25 protein-coding genes, 1 tRNA gene and 3 pseudogenes are annotated in these 25,066 nt (G+C 72.0%); 15 read left to right on the top strand and 14 right to left on the bottom strand.

All coding sequences use genetic code 11. The annotated features are described in order from the left end of the window. The first annotated feature begins 179 nt into the window (after window positions 1-179). The 3 genes from cysS (at window position 180) to ACFYY6_RS26230 (ending at window position 4,711) form a co-directional block, all read left to right on the top strand. Entirely contained in the window at window positions 180-1,583 is a 1,404-nt protein-coding gene (gene cysS, locus ACFYY6_RS26240) for a cysteine--tRNA ligase (protein ID WP_351525229.1), read from the top strand. Between the two features lie 118 nt (window positions 1,584-1,701). Continuing rightward, window positions 1,702-2,658, top strand: coding sequence for a 23S rRNA (guanosine(2251)-2'-O)-methyltransferase RlmB (gene rlmB / locus ACFYY6_RS26235; RefSeq protein WP_351525230.1), 957 nt, complete (start codon window positions 1,702-1,704; stop codon window positions 2,656-2,658). Between the two features lie 352 nt (window positions 2,659-3,010). Beyond that, complete coding sequence (locus ACFYY6_RS26230) at window positions 3,011-4,711, top strand: DoxX family membrane protein (protein WP_351525231.1); 1,701 nt, start codon at window positions 3,011-3,013, stop codon at window positions 4,709-4,711. Window positions 4,712-4,912: 201 nt separating this feature from the next. Here the strand turns inward: ACFYY6_RS26230 and ACFYY6_RS26225 are convergent, their stop codons facing one another. From ACFYY6_RS26225 to ACFYY6_RS26215, 3 genes are all read right to left on the bottom strand, one after another. Continuing rightward, complete coding sequence (locus ACFYY6_RS26225; RefSeq protein WP_388650685.1) at window positions 4,913-5,623, bottom strand: NDP-sugar synthase; 711 nt, start codon at window positions 5,621-5,623, stop codon at window positions 4,913-4,915. Window positions 5,624-5,799: 176 nt separating this feature from the next. After that, on the bottom strand, window positions 5,800-6,213 hold the full coding sequence (locus ACFYY6_RS26220; protein WP_351519392.1) for a hypothetical protein: 414 nt from the start codon (window positions 6,211-6,213) through the stop codon (window positions 5,800-5,802). A 361-nt stretch (window positions 6,214-6,574) separates the two neighbouring features. Beyond that, window positions 6,575-7,711: a sn-glycerol-3-phosphate ABC transporter ATP-binding protein UgpC gene (locus tag ACFYY6_RS26215; protein ID WP_351519394.1), complete on the bottom strand. Its 1,137-nt coding sequence runs from the start codon at window positions 7,709-7,711 to the stop codon at window positions 6,575-6,577. Window positions 7,712-7,889: 178 nt separating this feature from the next. Between ACFYY6_RS26215 and ACFYY6_RS26210 the strand changes: the two genes are divergently transcribed. From ACFYY6_RS26210 to ACFYY6_RS26200, 3 genes are all read left to right on the top strand, one after another. Further along, window positions 7,890-7,963, top strand: a tRNA-Thr gene (locus ACFYY6_RS26210). A gap of 155 nt (window positions 7,964-8,118) precedes the next feature. After that, window positions 8,119-8,706, top strand: a complete 588-nt coding sequence (locus ACFYY6_RS26205; protein ID WP_351628454.1) for a Chromate resistance protein ChrB — start codon at window positions 8,119-8,121, stop codon at window positions 8,704-8,706. Between the two features lie 137 nt (window positions 8,707-8,843). Next, on the top strand, window positions 8,844-9,974 hold the full coding sequence (locus tag ACFYY6_RS26200; RefSeq protein ID WP_351628523.1) for an MFS transporter: 1,131 nt from the start codon (window positions 8,844-8,846) through the stop codon (window positions 9,972-9,974). A 116-nt stretch (window positions 9,975-10,090) separates the two neighbouring features. Here ACFYY6_RS26200 and ACFYY6_RS26195 read toward each other — a convergent pair whose 3' ends face one another. Genes ACFYY6_RS26195 through crcB (ACFYY6_RS26180) form a run of 4 tightly spaced genes read right to left on the bottom strand, consistent with a single transcriptional unit; the run spans window position 10,091 to window position 12,041 of the window. Continuing rightward, the gene (locus tag ACFYY6_RS26195) at window positions 10,091-10,771 is read right to left on the bottom strand and encodes a MarR family transcriptional regulator (RefSeq protein ID WP_386608305.1); all 681 of its coding nucleotides are present in this window, start codon (window positions 10,769-10,771) and stop codon (window positions 10,091-10,093) included. 54 nt (window positions 10,772-10,825) lie between these two features. Then, window positions 10,826-11,200, bottom strand: a complete 375-nt coding sequence (crcB, locus tag ACFYY6_RS26190) for a fluoride efflux transporter CrcB (protein ID WP_351519430.1) — start codon at window positions 11,198-11,200, stop codon at window positions 10,826-10,828. Then, the gene (locus tag ACFYY6_RS26185; RefSeq protein ID WP_386608306.1) at window positions 11,197-11,574 is read right to left on the bottom strand and encodes a DUF190 domain-containing protein; all 378 of its coding nucleotides are present in this window, start codon (window positions 11,572-11,574) and stop codon (window positions 11,197-11,199) included. Before ACFYY6_RS26185 ends, crcB (ACFYY6_RS26190) begins: the two co-directional genes overlap by 4 nt. Continuing rightward, entirely contained in the window at window positions 11,571-12,041 is a 471-nt protein-coding gene (crcB, locus tag ACFYY6_RS26180; RefSeq protein ID WP_351519491.1) for a fluoride efflux transporter CrcB, read from the bottom strand. The genes ACFYY6_RS26185 and crcB (ACFYY6_RS26180) overlap by 4 nt, the downstream gene beginning before the upstream one ends. A 401-nt stretch (window positions 12,042-12,442) precedes the next feature. Between crcB (ACFYY6_RS26180) and ACFYY6_RS26175 the strand changes: the two genes are divergently transcribed. Together ACFYY6_RS26175 and ACFYY6_RS26170 are read left to right on the top strand one after the other, a co-directional pair. Further along, a complete protein-coding gene (locus ACFYY6_RS26175; protein ID WP_389195430.1) occupies window positions 12,443-13,009 on the top strand; it encodes an inorganic diphosphatase in 567 nt (188 codons plus the stop codon). Window positions 13,010-13,032: 23 nt separating this feature from the next. Beyond that, the gene (locus tag ACFYY6_RS26170; protein ID WP_389195427.1) at window positions 13,033-13,692 is read left to right on the top strand and encodes a SixA phosphatase family protein; all 660 of its coding nucleotides are present in this window, start codon (window positions 13,033-13,035) and stop codon (window positions 13,690-13,692) included. Window positions 13,693-13,694: 2 nt separating this feature from the next. Here ACFYY6_RS26170 and ACFYY6_RS26165 read toward each other — a convergent pair whose 3' ends face one another. Together ACFYY6_RS26165 and ACFYY6_RS26160 are read right to left on the bottom strand one after the other, a co-directional pair. Further along, window positions 13,695-14,195, bottom strand: coding sequence for an inorganic diphosphatase (locus ACFYY6_RS26165; protein ID WP_389195513.1), 501 nt, complete (start codon window positions 14,193-14,195; stop codon window positions 13,695-13,697). A gap of 278 nt (window positions 14,196-14,473) precedes the next feature. Beyond that, window positions 14,474-14,959: a hypothetical protein gene (locus ACFYY6_RS26160; protein ID WP_389195424.1), complete on the bottom strand. Its 486-nt coding sequence runs from the start codon at window positions 14,957-14,959 to the stop codon at window positions 14,474-14,476. Window positions 14,960-15,117: 158 nt separating this feature from the next. On the opposite strand from ACFYY6_RS26160, the gene ACFYY6_RS26155 reads away from it, so the two are divergent. Further along, on the top strand, window positions 15,118-15,789 hold the full coding sequence (locus tag ACFYY6_RS26155) for a hypothetical protein (protein ID WP_351519440.1): 672 nt from the start codon (window positions 15,118-15,120) through the stop codon (window positions 15,787-15,789). A gap of 231 nt (window positions 15,790-16,020) precedes the next feature. Here ACFYY6_RS26155 and ACFYY6_RS26150 read toward each other — a convergent pair whose 3' ends face one another. Both ACFYY6_RS26150 and ACFYY6_RS26145 read right to left on the bottom strand, forming a co-directional pair. Then, complete coding sequence (locus ACFYY6_RS26150; RefSeq protein ID WP_351519442.1) at window positions 16,021-17,430, bottom strand: FAD-dependent oxidoreductase; 1,410 nt, start codon at window positions 17,428-17,430, stop codon at window positions 16,021-16,023. Window positions 17,431-17,743: 313 nt separating this feature from the next. Next, window positions 17,744-18,430 (bottom strand): annotated as a pseudogene (locus ACFYY6_RS26145) (rhomboid-like protein); the annotation flags it as partial. 24 nt (window positions 18,431-18,454) lie between these two features. Here ACFYY6_RS26145 and ACFYY6_RS26140 point away from each other — a divergent pair. From ACFYY6_RS26140 to ACFYY6_RS26130, 3 genes and pseudogenes are all read left to right on the top strand, one after another. After that, the gene (locus tag ACFYY6_RS26140; protein ID WP_389195510.1) at window positions 18,455-19,468 is read left to right on the top strand and encodes an aminoglycoside phosphotransferase family protein; all 1,014 of its coding nucleotides are present in this window, start codon (window positions 18,455-18,457) and stop codon (window positions 19,466-19,468) included. A gap of 249 nt (window positions 19,469-19,717) precedes the next feature. Next, window positions 19,718-20,194 carry a GNAT family N-acetyltransferase gene (locus ACFYY6_RS26135; protein WP_386608309.1) on the top strand — a complete coding sequence of 159 codons (477 nt, stop codon included), beginning with the start codon at window positions 19,718-19,720 and terminating at the stop codon, window positions 20,192-20,194. An 84-nt stretch (window positions 20,195-20,278) separates the two neighbouring features. Further along, window positions 20,279-20,947, top strand: a pseudogene (locus tag ACFYY6_RS26130) (pentapeptide repeat-containing protein); the annotation flags it as partial. Window positions 20,948-21,050: 103 nt separating this feature from the next. Here the strand turns inward: ACFYY6_RS26130 and ACFYY6_RS26125 are convergent. After that, window positions 21,051-21,548 carry a hypothetical protein gene (locus ACFYY6_RS26125; protein ID WP_351519450.1) on the bottom strand — a complete coding sequence of 166 codons (498 nt, stop codon included), beginning with the start codon at window positions 21,546-21,548 and terminating at the stop codon, window positions 21,051-21,053. Between the two features lie 194 nt (window positions 21,549-21,742). Here ACFYY6_RS26125 and ACFYY6_RS26120 point away from each other — a divergent pair, with 194 nt between their 5' ends. Continuing rightward, complete coding sequence (locus tag ACFYY6_RS26120; protein WP_351519452.1) at window positions 21,743-22,018, top strand: hypothetical protein; 276 nt, start codon at window positions 21,743-21,745, stop codon at window positions 22,016-22,018. A gap of 10 nt (window positions 22,019-22,028) precedes the next feature. Here the strand turns inward: ACFYY6_RS26120 and ACFYY6_RS26115 are convergent, their stop codons facing one another. Both ACFYY6_RS26115 and ACFYY6_RS26110 read right to left on the bottom strand, forming a co-directional pair. Next, the gene (locus ACFYY6_RS26115; protein ID WP_389195421.1) at window positions 22,029-22,658 is read right to left on the bottom strand and encodes a response regulator; all 630 of its coding nucleotides are present in this window, start codon (window positions 22,656-22,658) and stop codon (window positions 22,029-22,031) included. After that, window positions 22,655-22,813 carry a hypothetical protein gene (locus tag ACFYY6_RS26110; protein ID WP_389195523.1) on the bottom strand — a complete coding sequence of 53 codons (159 nt, stop codon included), beginning with the start codon at window positions 22,811-22,813 and terminating at the stop codon, window positions 22,655-22,657. Before ACFYY6_RS26110 ends, ACFYY6_RS26115 begins: the two co-directional genes overlap by 4 nt. Before the next feature lie 9 nt (window positions 22,814-22,822). On the opposite strand from ACFYY6_RS26110, the pseudogene ACFYY6_RS26105 reads away from it, so the two are divergent. Beyond that, a pseudogene (locus ACFYY6_RS26105) lies at window positions 22,823-23,206 on the top strand (heme-binding protein); the annotation flags it as partial. A gap of 365 nt (window positions 23,207-23,571) precedes the next feature. Beyond that, a complete protein-coding gene (locus tag ACFYY6_RS26100; RefSeq protein WP_389195507.1) occupies window positions 23,572-25,023 on the top strand; it encodes a M1 family metallopeptidase in 1,452 nt (483 codons plus the stop codon). Window positions 25,024-25,066: the final 43 nt, after the last annotated feature.

Here is a 25,066-nt window from a genome sequence, read left to right as displayed (position 1 = left end):
ATGCGGAGTTCGACCCGTCGGCCCCACCGCCACCGAGCACGTGATCGTCCGGATCACGCCGCGCAAGGTCCTCTCGCGGACCTGAGGCAGTCGTCGGCGCACACCGCATTCCCGCGAAGAAGACCCCGCGACCCCCGAGGGGGCGCGGGGCACTGGTGCACGCCCACTACCCTTGAGGCGTGACTATTCGCCTGTACGACACCAGCGCCCGGCAGATCCGTGACTTCGTCCCGCTCACGGCGGGCTGTGTCTCGATCTACCTGTGTGGTGCCACCGTTCAGGCGGCCCCGCACATCGGGCACATCCGGTCCGGTCTGAACTTCGACATCATGCGCCGCTGGTTCGAGTACCGCGGCTACGACGTCACGTTCGTCCGGAACGTCACCGACATCGACGACAAGATCATCGCGAAGTCCGGCGAGCAGGGCCGGCCGTGGTGGGCCATCGGCTACGAGAACGAGCGGGCGTTCAACGCCGGGTACGACGCGCTGGGCTGCCTGCCGGTCACGTACGAGCCGCGCGCGACCGGGCACGTCACCGAGATGGTCGAGATGATGCGGGGCCTGATCGAACGTGGTCACGCCTACGCGGCGGACGGCAACGTCTACTTCGACGTGCGTTCCTTCCCGGGCTATCTGTCGCTGTCCAACCAGGACCTGGACGATCTGCGCCAGCCGTCCGGCGAGGGCGAGACCGGCAAGCGCGACCCGCGCGACTTCGCGATGTGGAAGGCGTCCAAGCCGGGCGAGCCCAGCTGGGAGACCCCGTGGGGCCGCGGCCGGCCCGGCTGGCACCTGGAGTGCTCGGCCATGGCGCACAAGTACCTCGGCCGGGCCTTCGACATCCACGGCGGCGGGATCGACCTGATCTTCCCGCACCACGAGAACGAGATCGCCCAGGCCCAGGCGTTCGGCGACGAGTTCGCGCGGTACTGGGTGCACAACGGCTGGGTCACCATGTCCGGCGAGAAGATGTCGAAGTCGCTGGGCAACTCGGTGCTGGTCGGCGAGATGGTCAAGGCATGGCGCCCGATCGTGCTGCGCTACTACCTCGGCACCCCGCACTACCGGTCGATGATCGAGTACAGCGATGAGGCCCTGCGCGAGGCGGAGTCCGCGTTCGCGCGGATCGAGGGCTTCGTGCAGCGGGTCGTCGAGAAGGCGGGCGGCGTGGTCGCCCCGGCCCGTGAGGTGCCGCCCGCGTTCGCGGAGGCGATGGACGACGACCTGGGCGTCCCGCAGGCGCTCGCGATCGTCCACACCACGGTCCGGCAGGGCAATTCCGCGCTGGCAGCCGACGACAAGGAGGCGGCCGTCGCCCGGCTCGCGGAGGTACGGGCGATGCTCGGGGTCCTCGGGCTCGATCCGCTGGAAGAGCACTGGGCGGGCGAGAACGACCGCGGCGACGATCTGCACGGGGTCGTGGACACGCTCGTACGCCTGGTCCTGGACCAGCGCGAGGCTGCCCGCGCCCGGAAGGACTGGCCCGCCGCCGACGCCATCCGCGACCAGCTCGGCCAGTCCGGGCTCGTCATCGAGGACAGCCCGGCCGGACCGCGCTGGACCCTCGGCCCGCGCCCGTAGACAGCCCGTAGGCATCCCGTGTGTGCCGTCCGGAGTCCCGGACGGCACACTCATGGGGGCACACTTCATATACGTACGCAACGCACGCTCGTCCGAGCAGCAACGAAACAGGTAGGTCATGGCCGGGAACAGCCAGCGCAGGAACCGCCGCACTGCCAACAAGAAGGGCGCGCAGGTCGGCAGCGGTGGCCAGCGACGCCGTGGCCTGGAGGGCAAGGGCCCGACGCCGCCCGCCTCCGCGCGCAAGGGGCACGTGAAGAACCGGGTCGCCAACGCCAAGGCCAAGCAGGCCGCGCACCGCCGCCCTGCGCCGCGCCGCGGCGGCGTCAAGGGCACGTCCGAGATGGTCGTCGGCCGCAACCCGGTCTACGAGGCCCTGCGCGACGGGGTGCCCGCGACGACCCTGTACGTCCAGCAGTACATCGACAACGACGAGCGGGTCCGCGAGGCGCTCCAGCTCGCGGGCGAGCGCGGCAACATCAACCTGATGGAGGCGCCGCGCGCCGAGCTGGACCGGATGACGAACGGTCTGAACCACCAGGGCCTCGTCCTCCAGGTCCCGCCGTACGAGTACGCGCACCCGGACGACCTGGTGGTCGCCGCGCACGACAACGGCGAGGAGCCGCTGATCGTCGCCCTCGACGGTGTCACCGACCCGCGCAACCTGGGCGCGATCGTCCGTTCCGTCTCCGCGTTCGGCGGGCACGGCGTGGTCGTGCCGGAGCGTCGCGCGGCCGGGATGACGGCCGGTGCCTGGAAGTCCTCGGCGGGCACCGCGGCCCGTACGCCGGTCGCCCGGGTGACGAACCTGACCCGGGCCCTGGAGGGCTACCAGAAGGCGGGCCTCACGGTCGTCGGCCTCGCCGCGGACGGCGAGCACACCGTCGAGGACCTGGAGGCGCTCGACGGCCCGGTCGTCGTCGTCATCGGCAGCGAGGGCAAGGGACTCGGCCGTCTCGTCGGCGAGACCTGCGACTACCGCGTCCGCATCTCGATGCCGGGCGGCGCCGAGTCGCTGAACGCCGGTGTCGCGGCCGGGATCGTCCTCTACGAGGCCGCGCGGCGCCGGGCCTGAGGCACCTTCGGGCGGGGTCGGCCGTCCGGCCCGGTCCCGCCCGTCCGGCCCGGTCCCGCCCGTCCGGCCCGGTCCCGCCCGTCCGGCCCGGTCCCGCCCGTCCGCCCCGGTCCCGCCCGTCCGCCCCGGTCCCGCCCGTCCGCCCCGGTCTCGTCCCGTTCGGCGGTCCGGCCCGGCCTGGCCTGGTCCGGCCTCGTCCCGTCAGCCGTCCCGTACGGCCCGTCAATCGTTCCGTCCGGTCCGTTCCCGCTCCGTCCGAGAGCCGTCGTTGACGCGTCTCGGACATGATTGACGGGTCTCGGACACATCGGGCTCGTCAAGGCAGTGTCCTAAACACTCATCACTCGGTTAGATGAGTGTGGACACCAGAACGCCTCGGTTCGACGAACTACCCGCCCTGAGCATGACCAAGGTGGACTGCGACCCTGCGCAGGTCATCGTCAACCACGCCAGCTTCCGGGTGCAGCTCGCGCCCGGCCAGCGCGCACGGCTGCGCGGGCTGGCCCCCGCGGGCGTGCCCAGGATCCCCGCCATGAGCGGGTCCTCCGGAACGGCGCGCGGCAGGCGTGCGCCCGTCGTGTGGAGCGGCAGGTCCGCCCCCGGCGACCCCGGAGCCACCGGACTCCTCCAGGCCGTGCGGAACTCGGCCGCAGGCCCTTCGACGGCCGCGTACGACGCCTACGACTCCCGTGCACACCGCGGTGACTCCGGGCACCCCGGCGAGTTCGACGGCGGGCTCGGCACGGGCAGCACCCAACTGATCGACTGCCTGGAGGAGACCCAGCCCAATCCCGTCGTCACCGCGCCCCAGCAGCCGGGGCCCCACGGCAACGGTCCGCTGCTGCCGCCGATGCGCCAGGCGGTCGGTGCCTACGACCCCGTCGACCACGGTCCGTACGGCCGCGAGGGGTACGGCCGCGACACCGGATACGACGGATACGTGGACGCTGCCGGTGACGGGGCCGGGGCCGCGTACGACGACGGCACGGAGGCCCGGGGCCGCCGCCAGGCTCAGGAGGCCGTGCGGCACGCCTACTACCCGGGACGCCGCATGAACCTCGGCGTGGTGCTGCTGCCCCTGCGGGTCTTCCTCGGCTTCATCTCCATCTACGCCGGCATGGGCAAGCTGTGCGACCCGGTGTACTTCGACGGTGGCGAACGCGGCTCCATGGTCACGTGGCTGAACTCGCTGCACCCCTGGGCGCTGGCCGAGCCGCTGCGCGACTTCGCGCTCTCGCACCCGGTGGGCGCCGGGCTCACCGTCGCCTTCCTCCAGGTCGTCGTCGGCGTCCTCACCGTGCTCGGCCTCTGGCAGCGCGTCGCCGCGTCCGTCGGGGCCCTGCTCTCCGCCGCCCTGCTGGTCACCGTGAGCTGGCGCAGCGTCGCCGTGTACGACGCGCCCGACATCATCTACCTCGCCGCCTGGAGCCCGCTGATCATCGCGGGCGCGCCGGTCTACTCCGTCGACGGGCGGCTCGCCGGCGAGGCATGGCGCACGCTCGGCCCGCGCTCGGCGATCTGGGACCTGCGTCGCCGGGTGCTGCGCCGGGGCGCCGCCGTCGCGACCCTCGTCGTCGGACTCACGTTCCTCGTGGGCTCCATCCTCGGCGGGGCCGTCCGCTCTTCCGGGGTCGTGACCGTGCCGGGCCCGAACGGCAACCCGACCAACCAGCTGCCCGGCTCCCCGCTCCCGGAGAAGTCCCGTACCGGCGAGGCCTCGCACACGCCCGAGGGGCAGCGCCCGTCGCCGACCCGCAGCGGCGCCCCCACCACCCCGTCCACGCGGGCGTCCACGCCTCCCTCGGACTCCGTGCGCGAGCCGGGCCGTGCGACGACCGGCGCCGGGCAGCCCAGCCAGACCCAGGGCACCGTCCAGCAGGTCCCGCGGCAGACGACTCCGCAGCAGCCCCCGGCAAGCAGCTCCGGCCCGAGTTCCTCGGGTTCCACGGGCACCGGCGGCGGCCCCACGGGCGGCAGCGGCCCGGACGACAGCGGTTCCACCGGAGGAACGTCGGGCGCCGGGCAGAACCCGATCGGGGGCCTGCTCGGCTGAGCCGGGCGCCCGTCCGCCTCACCTCGTCCCGAGGCGGGCCGGGTGAGGCGGACGGGAACGACGGACGAAGAAGGGGCGGTCACCGGTGGGATCCGGTGACCGCCCCTCCGCGTACGTGGTGCACGCGCACCTGCGGCGACCTCCGCCGCGGGTGCTCACGGAGATTTCGGAACCACCGGAGTCACCGGCCGTCGAGCGGAGTCACCCGCCGTCGAGTTCCTTGGCGGCCTCGGTCAGGTCCTTCGCCGTGTCGATGGCCCGCCAGTACGCCCCGTGCGGCAGCGGGTACCCCGCCAGCCTGCGCTCGCGCGCCAGCTTCGGGAACGTCGTCCGCTCATGGTCGCCGCGGTCCGGCAGCAGGGTGGTGAAGGCCGGCGAGAAGACGTACACGCCGGCGTTGATCAGATACGGCGACGGCGGCGCCTCGATGAAGTCGGTGATGTGCCCGAACGCGTCCGTCTCCACGGCGCCCCACGGGATCCGGGGGCGGGCCAGCGCCAGCGTGGCGGTCGCGTCGCGCTCGGCGTGGAAGGCGGCCATCTCACGCAGCGAGAAGCGCGTCCAGATGTCGCCGTTGGTGGCGTACCAGGGCTGGTCCGGGTCGGGCAGCCGGGCAGCGGCGTACTTCAGGCCGCCACCCCGACCCAGGGGCTCGGACTCCACGACGGTCGTCACGCGCAGCGGCAGCACCGCCGAGTCCAGCCATTCCTGCAGTACTTCTGCCAGATGACCGCACGACACCACGACGTCGGTCACGCCCTCGGCGGCCAGCCAGGAAAGCTGATGGCCGATGATCGGGGTCCCGGTGCCCGGGATCTCGACCATCGGCTTGGGGCGGTCGTCGGTGTACGGGCGCAGCCGCGATCCCTGGCCACCTGCCAGGATCACGGCCTGCGTCGGATACGTATGCATACCAGGCACGATATGTGGTGCCTGGTGTCGTGTTGTGCGGGGCCGTGGGTCGGCCGGTCGAGCGACGGGCCGATCGGTGCCGGGACGGTCGGTGCCGGACGGACCGGGTGTCGCGCCGGCCGATGTCGGGACGACCGGCGTCGCGCCGACCGGTGCTGGGCCCGCCTGCCGAGGGGTCAGCTGAACTGCGCGACGCCGGAGGCGAACGACGTGTCGCAGACGGGGCGGGAGAACCGGTGGGCGCGCGTCGGTCCGTACTGCTCGACCGCCGCCCGGCCCAGCGCCTTCGCGATCGACATGCAGTGCCGGGCGAGAGCGGGCCGGCCCTCGACGGAGCGCTGAAGGTCCGTCAGCGCGACGCCCGGGTCCTGCTCGCGGAGTTCCACGAGCAGACGGTCACGGAGGATGTCCTGCGGGGCACGTGCCTTGGCGCGCTTCGATACGTCCTGGGCCGACGCGGCCAGGACCTGCGAATCGGAGCTGTGCGCTGCCCACGGCACGCTGGTGACGGCGAGGGTCCCGGACAGGACCATCACGACGGGCAGTACGAGAGCGAGGGAACGGCCGATACGGCGAGCGGTGTGGGTCACACAGCGAGCGTAGCGGTCGGTAATGGCATGGCGACATCTTGTCACCCTTGTGAGGGATGGTTCGAGGGCGTCTTTCGAATTCGGTGTTGACCGGGAGCGGCGAAACGGCCGGTGCGCAGCGGGGAGTCGGTGCAGCTCGGTTCAAACCCGTTCCCGCCTCCGCGACGCGCGAACGGCCCCCCGTACGGCTTTTCGGTGGGCTCCCGGCTCGTGGAGTCTCCTGGGGGGATGCCCTGCACGCGAACGGCCCCGCACGGGGAAGCGTGCGGGGCCGTCGTCGTGCGCGGGCGCGCGGGCCGTACGGGGCACGCCGGCGTGAGCGGCGTGCGAGGTACGGGTTCGTGCGCGGGCGTGCGGGGCGTCAGTCGGTGAGGCGGGCGCCCGTCGAGGTCGAGAAGACGTGCAGCTCGTCCGGGCGCGGCACGACGTGCAGCTTGGTTCCCTTCTCCGGGACGGAGCGGCCGTTGACGCGGACGACCAGGTCCTTGTCCTCGCCGCCGACCCGCGCGGAGCCGTAGACGTAGCCGTCGGCGCCGAGCTCCTCGACGACGTTGACCGAGACGGCCAGGCCGGCGGGGGAGTCGGAGCTGTCCTTCGTGAGGGACTTCGCGGCGGCGCCGCCGTGCTCGACGATGTCGAAGTGCTCGGGGCGGATGCCGACCGTGACGGTCGTGTCGCCCTTGTCCGTGGCGGCCTTGAGCGCCTCGCGCGAGACCGGGACGACGCTGTTGCCGAACTTCACGCCGCCGTCGGTGATCGGGACCTCGACCAGGTTCATGGCGGGGGAGCCGATGAAGCCGGCCACGAAGAGGTTCGCCGGCTTGTCGTACATCTTGCGCGGCGAGTCGACCTGCTGGAGCAGGCCGTCCTTGAGGACGGCGACCCGGTCGCCCATGGTGAGGGCCTCGACCTGGTCGTGCGTGACGTACACGGTCGTGATGCCCAGGCGGCGCTGGAGCGAGGCGATCTGCGTACGGGTGGAGACACGGAGCTTGGCGTCGAGGTTCGACAGCGGCTCGTCCATGAGGAAGACCTGCGGCTCACGCACGATGGCACGGCCCATCGCGACGCGCTGGCGCTGACCGCCGGAGAGCGCCTTCGGCTTGCGGTCCAGGTACTGCGTGAGGTCCAGCATCTTGGCGGCCTCTTCGACCTTCGCCCGGATGTCGGTCTTGTTGACACCGGCGATCTTGAGCGCGAAGCCCATGTTGTCCGCGACGGTCATGTGCGGGTAGAGCGCGTAGTTCTGGAACACCATGGCGATGTCCCGGTCCTTCGGCGGCAGGTGCGTGACGTCGCGGTCACCGATGCGAATGGCGCCGGCGTTGACGTCCTCAAGGCCCGCGAGCATGCGGAGGGAGGTCGACTTGCCACAACCGGAAGGACCGACGAGCACGAGGAACTCGCCGTCCGCGATGTCGATCTCCAGCTGGTCCACGGCCGGCTTCGTCGAGCCGGGGTAGATGCGGGACGCCTTGTCGAACGTGACACTGGCCATGCTGAATCTTCTCCTCCACCGGCAGGAACGTGCCGGACGATCCGAGTAGGGAGTGGTCTGGTCCACTTGAGTGAATCCTGAGCGACGCTACCTGGACATGCGGAATATGTCAGTAGTTCGAGGGTCGTGAAATTCCGGGACCGTGCGCGGGGCGAGGTTGGTTACACTGCTCCGGCACGCCTCCTTAGCTCAGCTGGCCAGAGCAACGCACTTGTAATGCGTAGGTCGTCGGTTCGAATCCGACAGGGGGCTCCGCGAAGGCCCGGGTCGGATCGCTCCGACCCGGGCCTTCTGCTGTCTGCTTCGGGGTCCTTGATGCTCGGCCGGGTCGGGCCGTGCCCGTTCGGCCCGGGGGTTGTGGTGACGCGCGCTCCCTGTTTGCATGTAACGCGTGTTACTTTTTCTGCGTGGGTGGGTGGGTGAGTGAGGAGGCGGCGGTGCAGTGGATGGTGCTGATCGTGCGGCTGCCGGCGCAGCCGTCGCGGCACCGGGTGGCGGTGTGGCGCGAGCTGCGCAAGGTCGGCGCGCTGTCGCTCGGTCAGGGGGTGTGGGCGGTGCCGGAGGTACCGTTCTTCGCCGACGGCGTGCAACGGGCTGTGGAACTCGCCCAGCGGGCGCAGGGCGAGACCGTGGTGCTGCGTGCCGCGGGCCGGGAGCCGCAGGACGCGCAGCGGTTCGAGACGATGTTCACCACGGCCCGCGAGGAGGACTGGGCGGAGTTCGTCGCCGACTGCGGCAAGTACACGGCGGAGCTGGACAAGGAGATCGGCAAGGCGAAGTTCACCCTCGCCGAGCTGGAAGAAGAGGAGCAGTCGCTGGAGCGGCTGCGGCGCTGGCACCGTGATCTGAAGGCCCGTGACGTGTTCGGCGCGCCGGGCGCCGAGGAGGCCGAACGGCAACTTGCCGAGTGTGTAAGCCGGTTCGAGGACTACGGCGAACGCGTCTTCGTCCACCTGCACGCCTTCTCCTCCGGCGGTCAGGAGGGTGCGCCGTGAGCGCGGAGCGCGCCGCCGAGCCCGTTGAGCCCACCGCTGAGCCTGCCGAGTCGGCTGGGCGTGACAGTGCTGCTGAGCCCGCTGGGCTGGGCGGGCCAGGAGGGGCCGATGGGATACGTGGGGTGGGCGGACGGCGGATGTGGCCGCTGTACGCCGCCGGGTTCACCACCGCCTTCGGCGCCCACGGCATTGCCGCCAACCTCGGTGCCGGTGACGAGGACCTGGTGCGGTCGGTGCTGTACCTGGGGGTGCTGCTCGCCCTGTACGACGGTGCCGAGGTCGTCCTCAAGCCGGTCTTCGGCACGCTTGCCGACCGCGTCGGTCCGCGCCCGGTGCTGCTGGGCGGGCTGATCGCGTTCGCCTCCGCCTCCGCCGTGTTCGTCGCGGCCCGTGATCCGGGATGGCTGTGGGCCGCCCGGCTGGGGCAGGGGGCCGCGGCCTCCGCGTTCTCTCCCGCCGCCTCCGCGATGGTCGCCCGGCTGAATCCGCAGGCGAAGCACGGCCGCGCGTTCGGCTCCTACGGGTTCTTCAAGAGCATCGGCTACACCGCCGGCCCGCTCCTCGGCGGTGTCCTGGTCTGGGCGGGAGGCCTGACGCTGCTGTTCTGCGTGCTGATGGTGCTGGCCGCCGCGGTCGCGGCGTGGGCCGCGCTCACGGTGCCCGCCGTCCCGCCGCTGCCCAAGGCCCGTCAGACGCTCCTGGGACTGGCCCGGCGGCTGGCCGACGGTGTCTTCCTGCGACCGGTCGCCGCGCTGGCCGCCGCGACCGCCGCCCTGTCGGTCGGTGTGGGGTTCCTGCCCCTTTCCGGTGCCGTCGACGGGCTGTCGCCCCTGGCCACCGGTGCCGCCGTCTCCGCCTTGGCGGCCTGCGCTGCTGTCGTCCAGCCCTGGGCCGGGCGGGCGCTGGACGACGGGCGGCTGACGGTGCGTTCAGGTACGGCCGCCGGGCTCCTGCTGACCGCGTGCGGACTCGCCGCCGCCCTGCTGCCAGGCGTGGCCGGGCTGCTCGCGGCCGCCGTTCTCATCGGGATCGGCACCGGCCTGATCACTCCGCTCGGCTTCGCCGCCCTCGCGGCCACCACCCCCGAGGAACGGATGGGGCAGACCATGGGGGCTGCCGAACTCGGCCGGGAACTCGGCGACGCGGGAGGCCCGCTCCTGGTCGCCTCCGTCGCCTCCATCACGGCACTCACCTGGGGGTATGCCGCACTCGCCCTCCTGGTCGGACTTCTCCCGCTCGCCCTGCGCATCCGCCGTACACCTGGCTGACGGACGCACACCGCTGGGGAGGCAACGGCGACGGCCACGTCGACGGGCGGAATGATCGCGCATTCGGCATGGTGGCCGTGGCGCGCGCCGCTTCGGGTGGTCCGCCCGGTCGGCCTTCAGTGCCCGGTGGGGCGAGCGGGAGCCTCGCCGTCGCCCGGTGCCGTCGGCGCGGGGCCGTCCGTGGACGGCGGCGGGGTGCCGTACGCCGGTGGGAGGTCCGCCCAGCCGAGCGGATGCGGGGCGTCCGCCTCCGGGCCCGGGGCGGGCGGTTCACCGGCCGCCTCGTTGAAGGCGGTCAGCGCGCCGACGAGGGCCGTGCGTCGGGCGGGGGCGAGACGCGCGACGATCGTGGTGAGTTCACGGCGGCGCCGGGCGGTGACGTGCTCGACGGTGCGACGGCCCTCGTCGGTGAGCCGGAGCAGGGTCTCGCGGCGGTTGCCGGGGTTGACCTGCCGGTCCGCGAGGCCGGAGGCGATCAGCCGGTCGACCATGCGCATCGCGGTCGGGGGCGATACGCGCAACAGCTCCGCGAGCCTCACCAGTTTGGTCGCGCCGCGTGTCGACAGCACCACCAGCATCCGGAACTGCGCCGGAGTCACCCGCTCCTCGACCTCGGCGAGCGAGTTCGCCGCCACCGCGTCCAGTACCCGTGACGCCGTGACGACCGCCCGAGTCACCGCGTCGACGTCGTCGGCGTCGGAGGAATGGGTGGTATTGGAGGTGGCGGTGGTGTCAGAGGTGTCGACGACGGCGTCCACGGCGTCCACGTCCGCAGTGCCGGGCTCTCCTTGGGGCATGCCCCATTTCTACCGTTTTCGTCGTTCGCTTCCACTCCACCGCTCCGGGCGTGGTCAGCCCCAGAGGGCGCGGGCGAGTGTCGCACCGGTGAACGCGGCCCCGAGCCCGACGGCCGTGCTCGCCAGGATGTTGACCGCCGCGTAGAAGCGGGCTCCGTCCTCGGCCAGGCGCAGCGTCTCGTACGAGAAGGTCGAGTACGTCGTCAGCGCCCCGCACAGGCCGGTGCCGAGCAGGAGCTGTGCCTCGGAGGAGGCGGCCCCGGCGGCGGTTGCGCCGGTGAGCAGTCCGAGGATCAGGCACCCGAAGATGTTGACGGTGAAGGTCCCCCACGGGAAGAGGCTGTCGTGCCGCGACTGGACCGCGCGGTCGGTGAGGTAGCGCAGTGGCGCTCCGACCATGGCACCCGCGATCACGAGCAGCCAGTTCACCGTTCCTCCTTGCCGTGGTGGGTCTTGTCGTGGCCTTTGCGATCGTGGCCGGTGCAGCGGATGACCTCGCAGTCGTCGAGGATGACCAGCCCCTGGGCGACGAGTTCGTCGAGCTGCGGCAGGAAGGCCCGGATCCGCTCCTCGGTGTCGACGATCACGACGGCGACCGGCAGGTCCTCGCTCAGCGACAGCAGCCGGACGGTGTGGATCAGGGAAGAGGCCCCGAACCCCTCGATGCCCCGGAAGACGGAGGCGCCCGCCAGCCCGGCCTCGCGGGCCCGGTGGACGATCTCGGTGTACACGGGCTTGTGGTGCCACATGTCCATCTCGCCGACGAACACGGTGACACGCAGTGCGGAACCGGTGAGCCTCATGGCTGCCTCCACGTGATGACGCGGCGCGTCAGCGCGACCGCGAGCCATACGGCGGTCAGGGCGACGACCGGGGTGAGGGCCAGGTAGGCCAGGCCGGTGCGTGCTTCCCGGCCGTCCACCAGGCGCTGGATGTCGACGGCGTAGGTGGAGAAGGTGGTGAAGCCGCCGAGGACGCCGGTGCCGAAGAAGGGGCGTACGAGACGGTGGGCCGCCCAGGTGTCGGTGATGACCACCATGAAGACCCCGATCACCGCACAGCCGACGGCGTTGACGGTCAGGGTCGTCCACGGGAAGGAGCCGGTCGCCGTGGGCCACAGCAGCGAGGCCCCGTACCGCGCGGTCGCCCCCACGGCGCCGCCGACCGCCACGACGGCCACCACCGGACCCTGTCGCGACAGCCGGGAGTCCTTGCGCCGACCGTCGGGTACGCGGAGGTCGACGTCGGGGTCGACGGGTTCGTTCAGCATCGGGGTCGGGGTCCGGGGATCTTCCATGCGTGTCTCCTACTCGCCGGGCACGGGAACGTTCGGTGCGCGTCGCAAGTAGGGACCGTTGGCGGCGGCGTCGCCGCGGTTCGGGTACGGCGGGCCCCACCGCCGTGCGATGGGCGAGGAGACCGTGTGACTACGCGATCACCGCTGGGAACACCGCTCGGACCAGCCTACCGGGCGCCGCCGCGGTTCTCCTGCCGGGCCGCAGCGCCGCCCGTACGGCTCGGCGCGGTGAGCGGGGAGCGGTGGTTGTTCCGGCCGTACGGGCGCGGGACACTGGAATTCGCCTGGTGACGAGGCTTGCCGCGCCCGCGCCGGTGCGGCGCGGGCGGCTGCCGTACGAGCCGGTCGCCCGGCGTCGCGGGAGGTGGGCAGCGGTGTCACGCATCACCGTCGAGGTCGAGTCGACCATCGGTTCCTCCATCGGTTCGTCCATCGGTTCGCCCGGCGGTCCCTCCGCCGGTTCTTCTGTTGGTCCATCCAGCGGGTCCTCCGCCAGGTTCTCCCCGGCTGATGTCCCGGACGCGTCGGACGGGCCGGAAGCGAGTGGCGGTGCCGACGGCTGGCCCGTGGGCGAGGGACGTGTCGAGGACACCCTGGACTCGGACGGGCGGTCCGTGCGGACCCTGGTCCTGATGCGGGAGCCGGCCCGGCCGGGCGACGAGGTGGCGGCCTGGCCGGTGGCGTTGCTGCATCTGAACGACGGACGTCATGACGTGGACGAAGTGCTGTGCGTCGCCGAGGCCGAGCCCTTCGTCGACCTGGTCGACGCCACGGACCTGCGCCGCTGGCACGCGGAGCCCGACGTGTGGGCGACGGCGCTCGGCCGGCTGGCGCCCGGGACCGCGTACCGGGTGACGGGCTGCGGCAGCCGCAGGGAGGCCGACCAACTGGTCTCGGACGCGCGCCATGCCTATCTCCGGCTCACTGGATGTCTGGAGTGACCGGGGTGGCAGGGGTGGTAGGGGTGACTGAAGCGACTGAAGCGACTGAAGGGCCCGAGTTCGGTGCCGGGCCCGAAAGCGGTGGCGGTCGGCTGATCGTGCTGCGGCATGCCAAGTCGGCCTGGCCGGACGGTGTCCCCGATCACGAACGGCCACTCGCGGGCCGGGGCCGTCGTGATGCCCCGGCGGCAGGGCGCCGACTGCACGAGACGGGGCGCGTGCCCGGCCTGGTCGTCTGCTCGACCGCCCGGCGCGCCCGGGAGACCTGGGATCTGGTCGCGACGGAGCTGTTCGCGCCCGAACCGGACGTGGCGGCACCGGACGTGGTGTACGAGCCGAGGGTGTACGCCGCGAGCGCGTCCGACCTTCTCCGCGTACTGGACGAGGTGCTCGACGACGTGCTCGCGCGTGGTGGCCGTGACGGTCGCGGCGGCCCGGCGCCGGGTCGCACGGTGCTGCTGGTCGGGCACCAGCTCGGGGTGCAGGAACTCGTCCTGTCCCTCGCGGGCGGCGGCGACGAACAGGCGCTCGCGCGGGCCCGTACCAAGTTCCCGACCTCCGCGTTCGCGGTACTGGCGCTGCCGGGTACCCGGGCCGGAGGCGGGGCCGGGCTCACGCCCGGCGCGGCGGTGCTCACCGACTTCGCCGTTCCCCGCGGCCCCGTCCCCGCCGAGCGGGGCTGATGTCACGTACGCCCCTCGGCCCCGGCGCGTCGGGCGCGTTCGCGTGACGCCTCGATCTCCGCGTACGCCGTGTCCCGTCCCTCCCAGTGGGAACCCTCGACGGACTTGCCTGGTTCGAGGTCCTTGTAGACCTCGAAGAAATGGGTGATCTCCAGGGTGTCGAAACGGGGGATGTCGTCGATGTCCTGCACGGCGGCGTAGCGCGGATCGTGGGCCGGTACGCACAGCACCTTCTCGTCGGGGCCCTTCTCGTCCCTCATGACGTACATGCCGACGGCCCGGCACTCGATGGCACAGCCGGGGAACGTGGGGTCGCCGACCAGGACGAGCGCGTCGAGCGGATCGCCGTCGCGGCCCAGCGTTCCTTCGATGTAGCCGTAGTCCGCCGGGTACTTCGTGGATGTGAACAGCATCCGGTCCAGGCGGATGCGGTGCAGGGTGTGGTCCATCTCGTACTTGTTGCGGGATCCACGGGGGATCTCCACCATCACGTCGAACTCCATGACCGCCTCCATGACCGCCTCCGGGCCGTGCCGGCCGCACCCGTACCGGGTGCGGCGGACGCGCGTCCCGTTCATCGTCGGTCGCCGTCCGGCTCCCGGCAGCGTGGCGGGGCCCCGGTACGCCCGATCAGGTCAACCCGGCAGGGACCGGACGCGGGCGCCCGGCGTCCCGGCGGGCACGGCAGCCGGTTCCCGCGGCACCTGGCTTCCACGGCCGTCGGCCGTCTTGGCGGCCGGGTCGGCATCGCCGAGCGGCCGTCGCGGCGGGGCAGCCGCCGTCACGGCAGATCGGCGCGGCCAAGCCAGGCAGGCCGCACGGGCACCCCGTCCGCGTACCGTGCCACGTCCTCCTCCGCGGGATGCTCCGCACGCCGCCGCCTCGCGTCCTCTCGCGCGGCCGCGGGTGAAGGGGCGGGGGCGGGGGCGGGAGGCGTTTCGGCCTCGGGGTCAGGAGCCGGTTCGGGCTCCCGCGCCGGTTCGGGTTCGGGCGCGGCGCTGTCCTCCAGCAGCTCCGCCACCGTGAACCGGGTGCTGTACGACTGCCAGGTGCCGTCGATCACCAGGAGGAAACCGTCGTCCTTCCGGAAGAGTCGGCGCCGCTTCGGGTTCCAGGGGTGTGTCGGGGTGTGGACCCGGGCCCGCCGTTCCAGTTCCAGCAGGGCGTCCTCACGGGTTCCCGCCATGTGTGCCAGCACGTATGTCTCGATGTGCTTGCGCTCCCCGCCGCCCACGGTGGTCTCCATGATCAGTCCCCAGGTCGTCATACGCCCCCCGTTCCCTTGCCCCTCCGCGTGCGAAGCACAGTCTTCCGCACCCGGGAACCACGGCGGACGTTTATGTCGTCCTTGCGCGCGCGAGCTACTGCACGCGGGCATGACAAGCGCCGCGCGGGCTCGCCACGTACTCGAATCCAAGGAGCGGCATGACAGTCCACGGCATCACGCGATCCCTGAGCAGCGGAACGGAGGGGGACGTTCCGGTACGGCGGCGTGGTCCCCGCAGGGCTCTCCTGGACTGCTCGAAGGCGGCGTTGCTCGTCGCGCTCGTCCTGGCGGCCGGTACGGCATGCAGCAAGGAGGCCCTGGACGACGCGGCCTCGGGCGGCACCCACAAGGCCAAGGACTGGAAGGTCGGCGACTGCGCCGGGCCCGACGCGAAGGAGTCGAAGGACGCCTACCAGGCCCTGGAGTGCGATGACCCGAAGGCGACGATCAAGGCCCTTGAGATCAAGAACGGCGCCATCTTCGCCGACTCGATCCAGTGCCCGGCCGGCACCGACGTGATCATCTCCGTGAAGATCTCCTTCGGTTCGAGCCAGAGCACCAGCGGCATCCCCAGCAAGACCGTCTGCGGCCGGAACCTGTCCGGCGACCACCCCGGTGACGCCGGGGCGGGCGGCGGCCAGCTGGTGAAGGGCGACTGCGTGAACGACCAGGCCAAGGAGGTGCCCTGTGGCAACGGGGGCAGCGGCGTGTTCAAGGTGCTCGCCCTGACGAAGACGGCCAAGGAATGTCCGTCCGGCACCGACAACCCCATCGAGCTGTTCCCGAGCCCCGGCCGTCCGTACGACGCGATCTGCACCAGCAAGGCGTGAGTTCCGCGCGGGACGAGGGCCCCGCGCGCCAAGGCCCCTCAGGAGGCTCCGGCGCGGGCCTGTTGGGGGCCTCCTGTTGAGGGTCTGGGCTCGTTCTTTCCGGGGGCCCTTCCGGGGGCCGTACGGAGGAGGCACAGAGCGCGCGGTGAGGGTGTCCTGAGGGCGCTTCACGGGCATCCGCCACTTCGGTGGCGGATGCCCGTTCGTCTGTGCCCGCTCCTCTCCGGACGCTCAGTGTCGTCCGGCCAGCCGGTCCGCGGCCTTCGCGATGGGGTCGGTGCCGGGGCGGGGCGAGGTGAGTTCGCGGCGGTCGGCGGCGCGGTAGGCGGCGTACATGCCGTGGACGCCGAGCCAGCGGAAGGGCTCGGGCTCCCACTTGCGGACCTTGTGCCCCACCCAGGGCAGGGTGGTCAGTTCCGTGGGGCCCGACTGGCCGGAGTCCTGCTGGATCAGGTCGCGCAGGGTGCGGGCGGCAAGGTTGGTGGTGGCGACGCCGGAGCCGACGTAGCCGCCGGCCCAGCCCAGGCCCGTGGAACGGTCGAGGGTGACGGTGGCGCACCAGTCACGGGGCACGCCGAGGACTCCGGACCAGGCATGGTCGATGCGGGCGCCCGCGGCGACGGGGAAGAGCCGGACGAGGATGTCGCGGAGCGCCTCGATGGTGGCGGGCTGGGTGCGGGCCGTGTCGTTGAAGTGGGCGGCGGCCGAGCCGTAGCGGTACGGGACGCCGCGTCCACCGAGCGCGATGCGGCCGTCGGCGGTGCGCTGGGCGTACATATAGGCGTGGGCCATGTCGCCGAGGGTTTCGCGCCCCTCCCAGCCGATGGCGTCCCAGACGGACCCCGGAAGCGGCTCGGTGGCGATCATCGAGGAGTTCATGGGGAGCCAGGTGCGCTTGTGGCCCTTGAGGTTCGCGGTGAAGCCCTCGGTGCACCGCAGGACGTAGGGGGCGCGGACGGTGCCGTACGGGGTACGGGCGTGCTTGGGCTCGATGGCGGTGACGGGCGTCGACTCGTGGATGGTGACGCCGAGCGCCTCGACGGTCGCGGCCAGGCCCGTGACGAGCTTGACCGGGTGCAGCCGCGCGCCGTGCGGGGTCCAGGTTGAACCGACGGCTCCGGTGACGTTGACGCGCTCGGCGGTCTCGCGGGCGCCCCGCAGCACGCGGTCGGTCTCGCCGAAGGCGATCTCCACGGAGTGGAAGTCCTTGAGGCGGGCCAACTGGGCGGGTGTATATGCAACTTCGAGTACCCCGCCCTGATGGATGTCGGCGTCGATGTCCTCCTCGGCGGCGACGCGCACGACCTCGGCGACGGTGTCGTTCATCGCCTGCTGGAGCCGGACGGCCGCCTCGTGGCCGTGGAGCTTCGCGTAGCGGTCGCGCCCGGCGATGCCGTTGTAGAGCCAGCCGCCGTTGCGTCCGGAGGCGCCGTAGCCGCAGAACTTGGCTTCGAGGACGGTGATGTTGAGGAAGGGGACGGCCTTCTTGAGGTAGTAGGCGGTCCAGAGTCCGGTGTACCCGCCGCCCACGATGCAGACATCGGCCGTGCTGTCGCCGGGGAGGGGTTCCCGGGCGATGGGTGTGCCACGGTCCGCGTACCAGAAGGATATGCCGCCGTTGACGGTGCTGACGGTGCTCATGTTGTCCCTGCTGTCCCTGCTTCGTCCGGTGTGAAGGCTGTGGTGGTGGGGGGCTTTCCGGCTTGCGCCGGGGCGGACGTTACTGCGCCGGAGGGTTTCCCGTCCCGTGCGGGGACGGGCGGCCGGGCCGGTCGTGGGACTCATTGCTGGACTCATCGATGTATTCGCCGCTGGACCGGTTGGGCTGCTTGGACCGGTCGGAATGGCCGGTCTGGTCGCCCGACGGGTGTCGGGACCGTTCGCGGCGCGGGCTCCGGGGCCGGCCCCCGTCCCCGTCCCGGCTCTCGTCCTGGTTCTCGTCCCGGGCCCGGCCCCGGGTCAGCGGATAGCAGGCCAGGCCGATGAGTACGGCGGTGAAGTGCCCGAGGTCGGTGAAGGTGCTGCGGCCACTGATGAGCGGGATGCCGTAGAAGACGGCGACGGCGAAGAGATACCCGTGCCGCCAGGGCGATGGAACCCGGTATGTCAGGACGGCGACGACACCCGCGAGCGCGTAACTGACGCCGATGTCGAGCGCATTGGTGGCGGTCGGTGTCACGTACCCGTGCCTGATGGCCCAGGCCAGTACGCCTTCGCTGACGAGGGTGGCCAGGACGTGCGCCGCGGCGGCGACGGTGAGCCAGCGCAGGGTGCCGAGCCATCGTTCTGCGCGGGAGTGGAAGACGGTGTAGAGGACGGCGTACGGCGCCCACAGGCCGTTGTCGGTCCAGAAGGCACTGGCGATCAGTACGCGTACGGGGTCCTCGGAGAGTTCGTGGAGGTTGGTGGACCGTCGGCGCAGGAAAGCCTCTTCGAAGTCCGGGGACATCTGATGGATGATCACGGTGGTGACGACGAGCGCGGTCAGCCATAGGTAGGTGCCGGGCGCGCTGCGGATCCACGGGCCGACGCCGCGGAGCCATGAGCCGACGCCGCGGATCCACGAACCGGCGGTGGTGCGCGGCCGGTCGGGGGGAGCGGGGCCCGGCCGGCCGGGCGGGGCGGGGCTGCTGGGGGCCATATCCGATTGACGCACGGCTCTACGATCGTCCGCGTGATCGACATCCCGGACGCATTGATCGCCACCCAGTCCAAGTACAACGGGGAGACCGGGCGGGCATTTATCGCGGCGCTGCCGGGGAGGGCGGCCGAGTTCCTGGAACGGTGGGGGCTCCGGGCGGACGGCGCGGCTCTCCACGGGATGTGCGCGCTGGTGCTCCCGGTGGTGCGTGAGGCGGACGGCCGGCCGGCGGCGCTGAAGCTCCAGCCGGTGGACGAGGAGACGGTGGGCGAGCCGGTCGCGCTGCGGGTATGGGGCGAGGCGGGCGCGGGAGCCGTGGAACTGCTCGACCACGACCCGGCGACGGGGACGACGCTGCTGGAGCGGCTGGACAGCGGACGTTCGCTGGCAGGAGTGGCGGACGAGCGGGAGGCGGTCCGCGTTCTGGCGGAGCTGCTGGCCCGGCTGTCGTCAGTACCGGCTCCGGCCGGGTGCGGGCTGCGGCGGCTCGGGGACGTCGTGGCGCGGATGCTGGAGGAGGCGCCGGGCGCGGTGGAGGCGTTGTCGGACGAGGCGGAGCGGAGGTTGCTGGCCGACTGCGCGGCGGCGGTGCGGGAGGTCGCGGGGGAGCCCGGGGACCGGGTGCTGCACTGGGACCTGCACTACGGGAATGTGCTGGCGGGTGGGGCGGCGGACCGTGGTGCGGCGCTCCAGGACCGGGAACGGGGCCCGGACCGGGAACCGGGCCGGGGCGGGTCGGGAGCTGTTGATCACCGCACGGCCGGCGACCGCTGGGTGGCCATCGACCCGAAACCGCTGGTCGGCGATCCGGGGTTCGAGCTGCTTCCGGCGCTGGTCAACCGGTTCGACGCGGCGGCGGTGCGGTGGCGGTTCGACCTGATGACGGAGGCACTGGGCCTCGACCGGGAGAGGGAACGGGCGCGCGCCTGGACGTTGGGGCGGCTGCTGCAGAACGGGTTGTGGGCCGTCTCGGACGGGGAGCGGCGGCTGGAACCGGAACAGGTCGAAATCGCCCGGTTGCTGCTGGGGCGGGGATGAGAGGGCGTGGCCGACGGGTGCGGGGCACCGGGTGCGGGCCGGTGGCTGCGGACCGGCGGGGCGGTGGCATCGGGCGCGGACACTCGGGTTCCGACCGGCGGGGCGGTGGCATCGGGCGCGGACACTCGGGTTCCGACCGGCGGGGCGGTGGCATCGGGCGCGGACACTCGGGTTCCGACCGGCGGGACGGTGACGTCGGGTGTGGACCGTCGGGTGTGGTCCGGCACGCGTCGGTTCTACGCTGCCTCCATGATTCGTACCGCTACCCCCGCCGATGTCCCCGCCATCCACGCCATGATCCGTGAACTGGCCGACTACGAGAAGGCCCTGCACGAGGTGAAGGCCACCGAGGAGCAGCTGCGCGAGGCACTGTTCGGCGAGCGCCCCGCCGCGTACGCGCACATCGCCGAGTCGGACGACGACGGCGAGGTCGTCGGATTCGCGCTGTGGTTCCTGAACTTCTCCACCTGGCGCGGCGTGAACGGCATCTACCTGGAGGACCTGTACGTACGGCCGGAGCGGCGCGGCGGCGGGCACGGGAAAGCACTGCTCACGGAGCTGGCACGGATCTGCGTGGAGCGCGGCTACGAACGTCTGGAGTGGGCGGTGCTGAACTGGAACGCCCCGTCCATCGCGTTCTACGAGTCGCTGGGGGCACGGCCGCAGGACGAGTGGACGGTGTACCGGCTGACGGACGAGGCGCTCGCGAAGCTCGGCGTCCGGTAGGACCCGACCGGCGCCCACCGGGGTACTCCCTGGCACCGGTGATTGTCAGCGGTGATTGTCAGCGGTGTGGTCCACGATGGGGGCATGGCACGCAGCAGCAGGAAGAAGGACACCGTCGCGGCGGCCCGGCGGCCGGAGGTACGGCTGCCGCCGCTGGTTCCGTACGACGGGAAGGGCCTGGAGCCGGATGGGGACTACGACGGTCTGCGCTTCGACGGGACGGACCTCGCGGACGGGTCGGGGCGGGGCGCGCGGTTCATGGACTGTGTGCTGGACGGCTGCGCCCTGGACCGTACGGACCTGGTCAGGGCCCGCTTCATCGACTCGGTGCTGACGGGTGTCCGGGGGGTCGGCACCGACCTCGCGGAGGCGTCGTTGCGCGACGTGGAGATGACGGACGCCCGGCTCGGCGGGGTGCAGTTGCACGGTGCCGTGCTGGAACGGGTGCTGGTGCGCGGCGGGAAGATCGACTACCTGAATCTGCGGAAGGCGCGGCTGAAGGACGTGGTGTTCGAGGGCTGTGTGCTGTCCGAGCCGGACTTCGGGGAGGCGCACCTGGTGCGGGTGGAGTTCCGCGACTGCGCGCTGAAGCGCGCCGACTTCAGTTCCGTGCGGATGGAGTCGGTGGATCTGCGGACGGTCGCGGAACTGGACATCGCCAGGGGAGTGGAGCGGCTGTCGGGTGCGGTGATCAGCCCGGCCCAGCTGATGGAGCTGGCGCCTGCGTTCGCGGCGCAGATAGGGGTGCGCGTGGGGCGTAGCGCGTGGAGGTGGGTTCACCACCGGGCCGGGCGTCCGACCCGGTCGGGCTGGGGCCGAGTTTGGCGCAGGGATGGGTATCAGACGCGGGGGTGGGTCAGACGCGGGGGAAGCGGGCCTGGAGGTCCCAGATCGCGGGGTTGTCGGCGAGCCCCTCGTGCATGTCGGCGAGGTCCGCGATCAGGTCGTGCAGGAAGTCGCGGGCCTCCCGGCGCAGCAGCGCGTGGTTGAAAGTGAGCGGGGGTTCGTCACCGGGCATCCAGTCGGCCTCGACGTCCACCCATCCGAAGCGGCGCTCGAAGAGCATGCGGTCGGACGACTCGGTGAAATCCAGCTCGGCGAACTGCCGTTGGTGCGAACGGCTGCCGCGTGGGTCACGGTCGAGCTGCTCCACGATGTCGCACAGGGCCCACGCGAAGTCGAGTACCGGCACCCATCCCCAGGCTGTGGACAGTTCGCGGTCGGCCTCGGTGTCGGCGAGATAGACGTCCCCGCAGAACAGGTCGTGCCGCAGGGCGTGGACGTCCGCGCGGCGGTAGTCGGTCTGCGGGGGGTCGGGGAAGCGTCGGGAGAGGGAGTAGCCGATGTCGAGCACGGTCCGATGGTGTCATGCCCGCACGGTCGTCAATATCGCGGTACAGACTCGTCAATTTCGCAGCATGGCTCCGTCGATGCCGCAGTGCGGACCTGTCAATGTGGCGCCGGTGAATGCCTTCGATCAGGTGGTGCGTGGGGAAAATGGGGTTTTGGCCTGGGGACACCCCGGCCCGCAAAATCTGGAGGGATTTGATGAGCACGAGTCTCAGCCACTTCCACGGCATCGTCGCCGAGAGCTTCCGCAAGGAGGGGCGCCAAGAAGGTCGTGAAGAAGGTCGTGAAGAAGGACGCGAGGAGGGCGTCGCGAAGGAGCGGGCGCTGAGTGTGTTGCGGGTCCTGGACCATCGCGGTGTGGCTGTGGACGAGGCGGTTCGGGAGCGGATCGGTTCCTGTCGGGATCTGCGGGTGCTGGATGTCTGGGTCGACCGGGCGTTCACGGTGAAGACGATCGACGAACTCTTCGCGTGACGAGGCCGGGCTACGGCAGCAGCCGCTGCTCCTTCGCCACGGCCACGGCGCCCGCGCGGGTGTCGACGCCGAGTTTGTCGTAGATGCGGCCCAGGTGGGTCTTGACCGTGGCCTCGCTGATGAACAGCGCCCGGGCGATGTCCCGGTTGCCCAGGCCCTGGGAGAGCTGGGCCAGGATGTCGAGTTCGCGGCCGGTGAGGGCCGGCCGGGGCTCGCGCATCCGGGCCATGACACGGCTGGCCACGGGCGGGGAGAGCGTGGTGCGGCCCTGGGCGGCCGAGCGGATCGCGGCGAACAGCTCCTCCGGGCGTTCGGCCTTCAGCAGATAGCCGGTGGCGCCCGCTCCGATGGCCCGGGTGATGTCGGCGTCCGTGTCGTACGTGGTGAGGACCAGCACGTGGACGCCCGTGGCGGAGATCCGGCGGGTGGCCTCCACTCCGTCGATGCCCTCGCCCAGCTGAAGATCCATCAGGACGACGTCCGGGGTGAGCTTTGTGGCCAGGGCGACGGCCTCCTCGCCGCTGCCCGCCTCGCCGACCACCTCGATGTCCGGTTCGCTGCCGAGGAGGGCGAGCAGTCCGGCGCGTACCACCACGTGGTCGTCGCAGAGCAGGATGCGCACGGGCGGCGTCGCGTTCATGCGGGGTCCTCCGGGGCGGCAGCGTCGGGAGCAGGGGCGGGGGCCGGGGACGCGGGAGCGGGGGAGAGGGGGACGGCGGCGGACAGCACCGTACCCTCGCCGGGCGCCGACTCGATCGTCAGTGTGCCGCCGAGCTGCCGCAGCCGGGCGCGCATCGCGGGCAGCCCGTGGCCGCCGCCACCAAGGCCGCGCAGGCCACCCTCGACGCCGCGAAGAAGGAGAACCAGCGGGTCTCCGTCGCCGTCGTCGACCGCAACGGCAACACCATCGTCACGCTGCGCGGCGACGGCGCGGGCCCGCAGTCGTACGAGTCGGCCGTGAAGAAGGCGTACACCGCCGTCTCCTGGAACGCCCCCACCTCCGAGCTGACCAAGCGCCTGGCCCAGGCCCCGACCCTCAAGGACATCCCTGGCACCCTGTTCCTCGCGGGTGGGTCCCCGGTGCAGGTCAACGGCGCCCCGGTGGCGGCCATCGGGGTGGCCGGCGCCCCCAGCGGCGACCTCGACGAGAAGTTCGCGAACGTCGGCGTCGCCGCCCTTGCCAGGTAATTGCACGAGTCGCCGCCCCGGCCGAGTGATCCACGAGTCGCCGCCCTCGTCGGCTGCCTCGGATGCCCGGGAGGGACCGCGCCCCGGTCCGCGTCCCGGTCCGCCGAGCCGGTCCGCGCCCCGGTCCTGGTGCCTCCCCGGGCGGACCGCCGCCGGGAAGCCCCATCGTCCCGGCGAGGGCCGGCGCCGGCCGCTCCGGCGACGCCGCCGGTGCCCGTCACCCCGGCGGTCGGTCACCCCGTGCGTCCGCCCGGCGCGCGCCTAGGATCGCGGGTGTGAAGCAGCGAATACCCGTACGTCGTACGGCGCGCGCACGCCGCACCGCACGTCCGCGCCGCACGGCGCGCGGACGCCGTACGGGACCCATATGCCGCCCGGCACGTGCCGCCGCTCTCGCCCTGCTGGTTCTGGCGGCCTCCACCGCCTGCACCGGCATCGGCGGGGTCGACGGCACCCCCGGCGCCTCGGGCCTGCGCGATCCGTACTTCCCGAAGCTCGGCAACGGCGGCTACGACGTCACGCACTACGACCTCGTGCTCGACGTGGATCCGGGCGCCCACCGGCTGAGCGGCACCGCCACGATCACCGCGCGCGCCACCCAGGACCTCAGCGCCTTCAACCTGGACCTCGCCGGGCTCACCGTGCGGTCCGCCACCGTCGAGGGCCGCCCCGCCGCCGTCAACCGGGCCGGCCACGAGCTGACGCTGCGGCCCGACGCCGGGATCGGACACCGGCTCCGCAAGGGCAGGACCTTCCGCGCGGTCGTCCGCTACTCCGGCTCCCCGGAGATCCTCACCGACCCCGACCAGTCGGAGGAGGGCTGGCTCAGGACGTCGGGCGGGGCGGTCGCGCTCGGCGAGCCGACGGGCGCCATGGCCTGGTTCCCCGGCAACAACCACCCGAGCGACAAGGCGTCGTACGACATCGAGGTCACCGTCCCTCAGGGCCTGACCGCCGTCTCCAACGGCGAACTGGTTTCCCGTACCACCTCCCGCGCCGCCACCACCACGGGTGGCGCCACGGACGGATCCTCGGGCGGCACCAGCACGTACCACTGGCGCGTCGCGGAACCGATGGCCAGTTATCTCGCCACGCTCGCCGTCGGCCGCTTCGACATGAAGGCGTCGAGCACCCCGGACGGCATCAAGGTGTTCACCGCCGCCGACACGGCGGTCGCGGCCCGGAGCGCGGCGGTCCTGGCCCGCGTCCCCGAGGTCGTGGCCTGGGAGGCGGAACGGTTCGGGCCGTACCCCTTCTCCGCCACGGGCGCGATCGTCGGGCGGGACGGGGACGCCGGTTACGCGCTGGAGACCCAGAACCGGCCCTTCTTCCCGGGACCGCCGAGCGTCGGGCTGCTGGTCCACGAGATGGCGCACCAGTGGTTCGGGAACTCCGTCACGCCGGCGAGCTGGCGGGACATGTGGCTCAACGAGGGACTGGCGACGTATGCGCAATGGTTGTGGGAGGACGACAAGGAGGGCGAGCCGGTCGAGGACCGGTTCGAGGCCGCCTTCTACAACGACGACAACTGGGCCTTTCCGCCCGCCGAACCGCCGACGGCCGCGGACATCTCGCGGGCGCCGGTGTACGGACGCGGCGCGATGGTCATCCACAGGATCCGGGAGGCCGTCGGCGACGACGAGCGCTTCTTCGCGCTCGTGCAGGGCTGGACACGGGCCCACCGGCACGGCACCGCGTCGACCGCCGACTTCACCGCATATGTGGACGCGCATGCGGAGCGGGCGACCGGCAAGGACCTGACGGAGTTGTGGGACACCTGGCTGTACGGGAAGAGCCGGCCCACCCCGAAGGGCTGACCGGCTCCCGTTCCGCACAGCTTCTCCGCGCGGTCCCCAGGTG

This window comes from Streptomyces sp. NPDC001750 (assembly GCF_042892615.1).
Taxonomy (GTDB): Bacteria; Actinomycetota; Actinomycetes; order Streptomycetales; family Streptomycetaceae; genus Streptomyces.
Note: the sequence above shows the minus strand (reverse complement) of the source record. Positions and strands in the feature narration are given on the sequence as shown.

Coding starts and splice junctions, on each gene's coding strand:
- ACFYY6_RS26200 (WP_351628523.1), top strand. CDS start 8,844: ATGTGGCCGCTGTACGCCGCCGGGTTCACCACCGCCTTCGGCGCCCAC.
- crcB (WP_351519491.1), bottom strand. CDS start 12,041: ATGCTGAACGAACCCGTCGACCCCGACGTCGACCTCCGCGTACCCGAC.
- ACFYY6_RS26195 (WP_386608305.1), bottom strand. CDS start 10,771: ATGCCCCAAGGAGAGCCCGGCACTGCGGACGTGGACGCCGTGGACGCC.
- ACFYY6_RS26185 (WP_386608306.1), bottom strand. CDS start 11,574: ATGAGGCTCACCGGTTCCGCACTGCGTGTCACCGTGTTCGTCGGCGAG.
- ACFYY6_RS26115 (WP_389195421.1), bottom strand. CDS start 22,658: ATGAACGCGACGCCGCCCGTGCGCATCCTGCTCTGCGACGACCACGTG.
- ACFYY6_RS26110 (WP_389195523.1), bottom strand. CDS start 22,813: ATGCGCGCCCGGCTGCGGCAGCTCGGCGGCACACTGACGATCGAGTCG.
- ACFYY6_RS26160 (WP_389195424.1), bottom strand. CDS start 14,959: ATGACGACCTGGGGACTGATCATGGAGACCACCGTGGGCGGCGGGGAG.
- ACFYY6_RS26225 (WP_388650685.1), bottom strand. CDS start 5,623: ATGCATACGTATCCGACGCAGGCCGTGATCCTGGCAGGTGGCCAGGGA.
- rlmB (WP_351525230.1), top strand. CDS start 1,702: ATGGCCGGGAACAGCCAGCGCAGGAACCGCCGCACTGCCAACAAGAAG.
- ACFYY6_RS26230 (WP_351525231.1), top strand. CDS start 3,011: ATGAGTGTGGACACCAGAACGCCTCGGTTCGACGAACTACCCGCCCTG.
- ACFYY6_RS26120 (WP_351519452.1), top strand. CDS start 21,743: ATGAGCACGAGTCTCAGCCACTTCCACGGCATCGTCGCCGAGAGCTTC.
- ACFYY6_RS26155 (WP_351519440.1), top strand. CDS start 15,118: ATGACAGTCCACGGCATCACGCGATCCCTGAGCAGCGGAACGGAGGGG.
- ACFYY6_RS26150 (WP_351519442.1), bottom strand. CDS start 17,430: ATGAGCACCGTCAGCACCGTCAACGGCGGCATATCCTTCTGGTACGCG.
- ACFYY6_RS26165 (WP_389195513.1), bottom strand. CDS start 14,195: ATGGAGTTCGACGTGATGGTGGAGATCCCCCGTGGATCCCGCAACAAG.
- ACFYY6_RS26215 (WP_351519394.1), bottom strand. CDS start 7,711: ATGGCCAGTGTCACGTTCGACAAGGCGTCCCGCATCTACCCCGGCTCG.
- ACFYY6_RS26135 (WP_386608309.1), top strand. CDS start 19,718: ATGATTCGTACCGCTACCCCCGCCGATGTCCCCGCCATCCACGCCATG.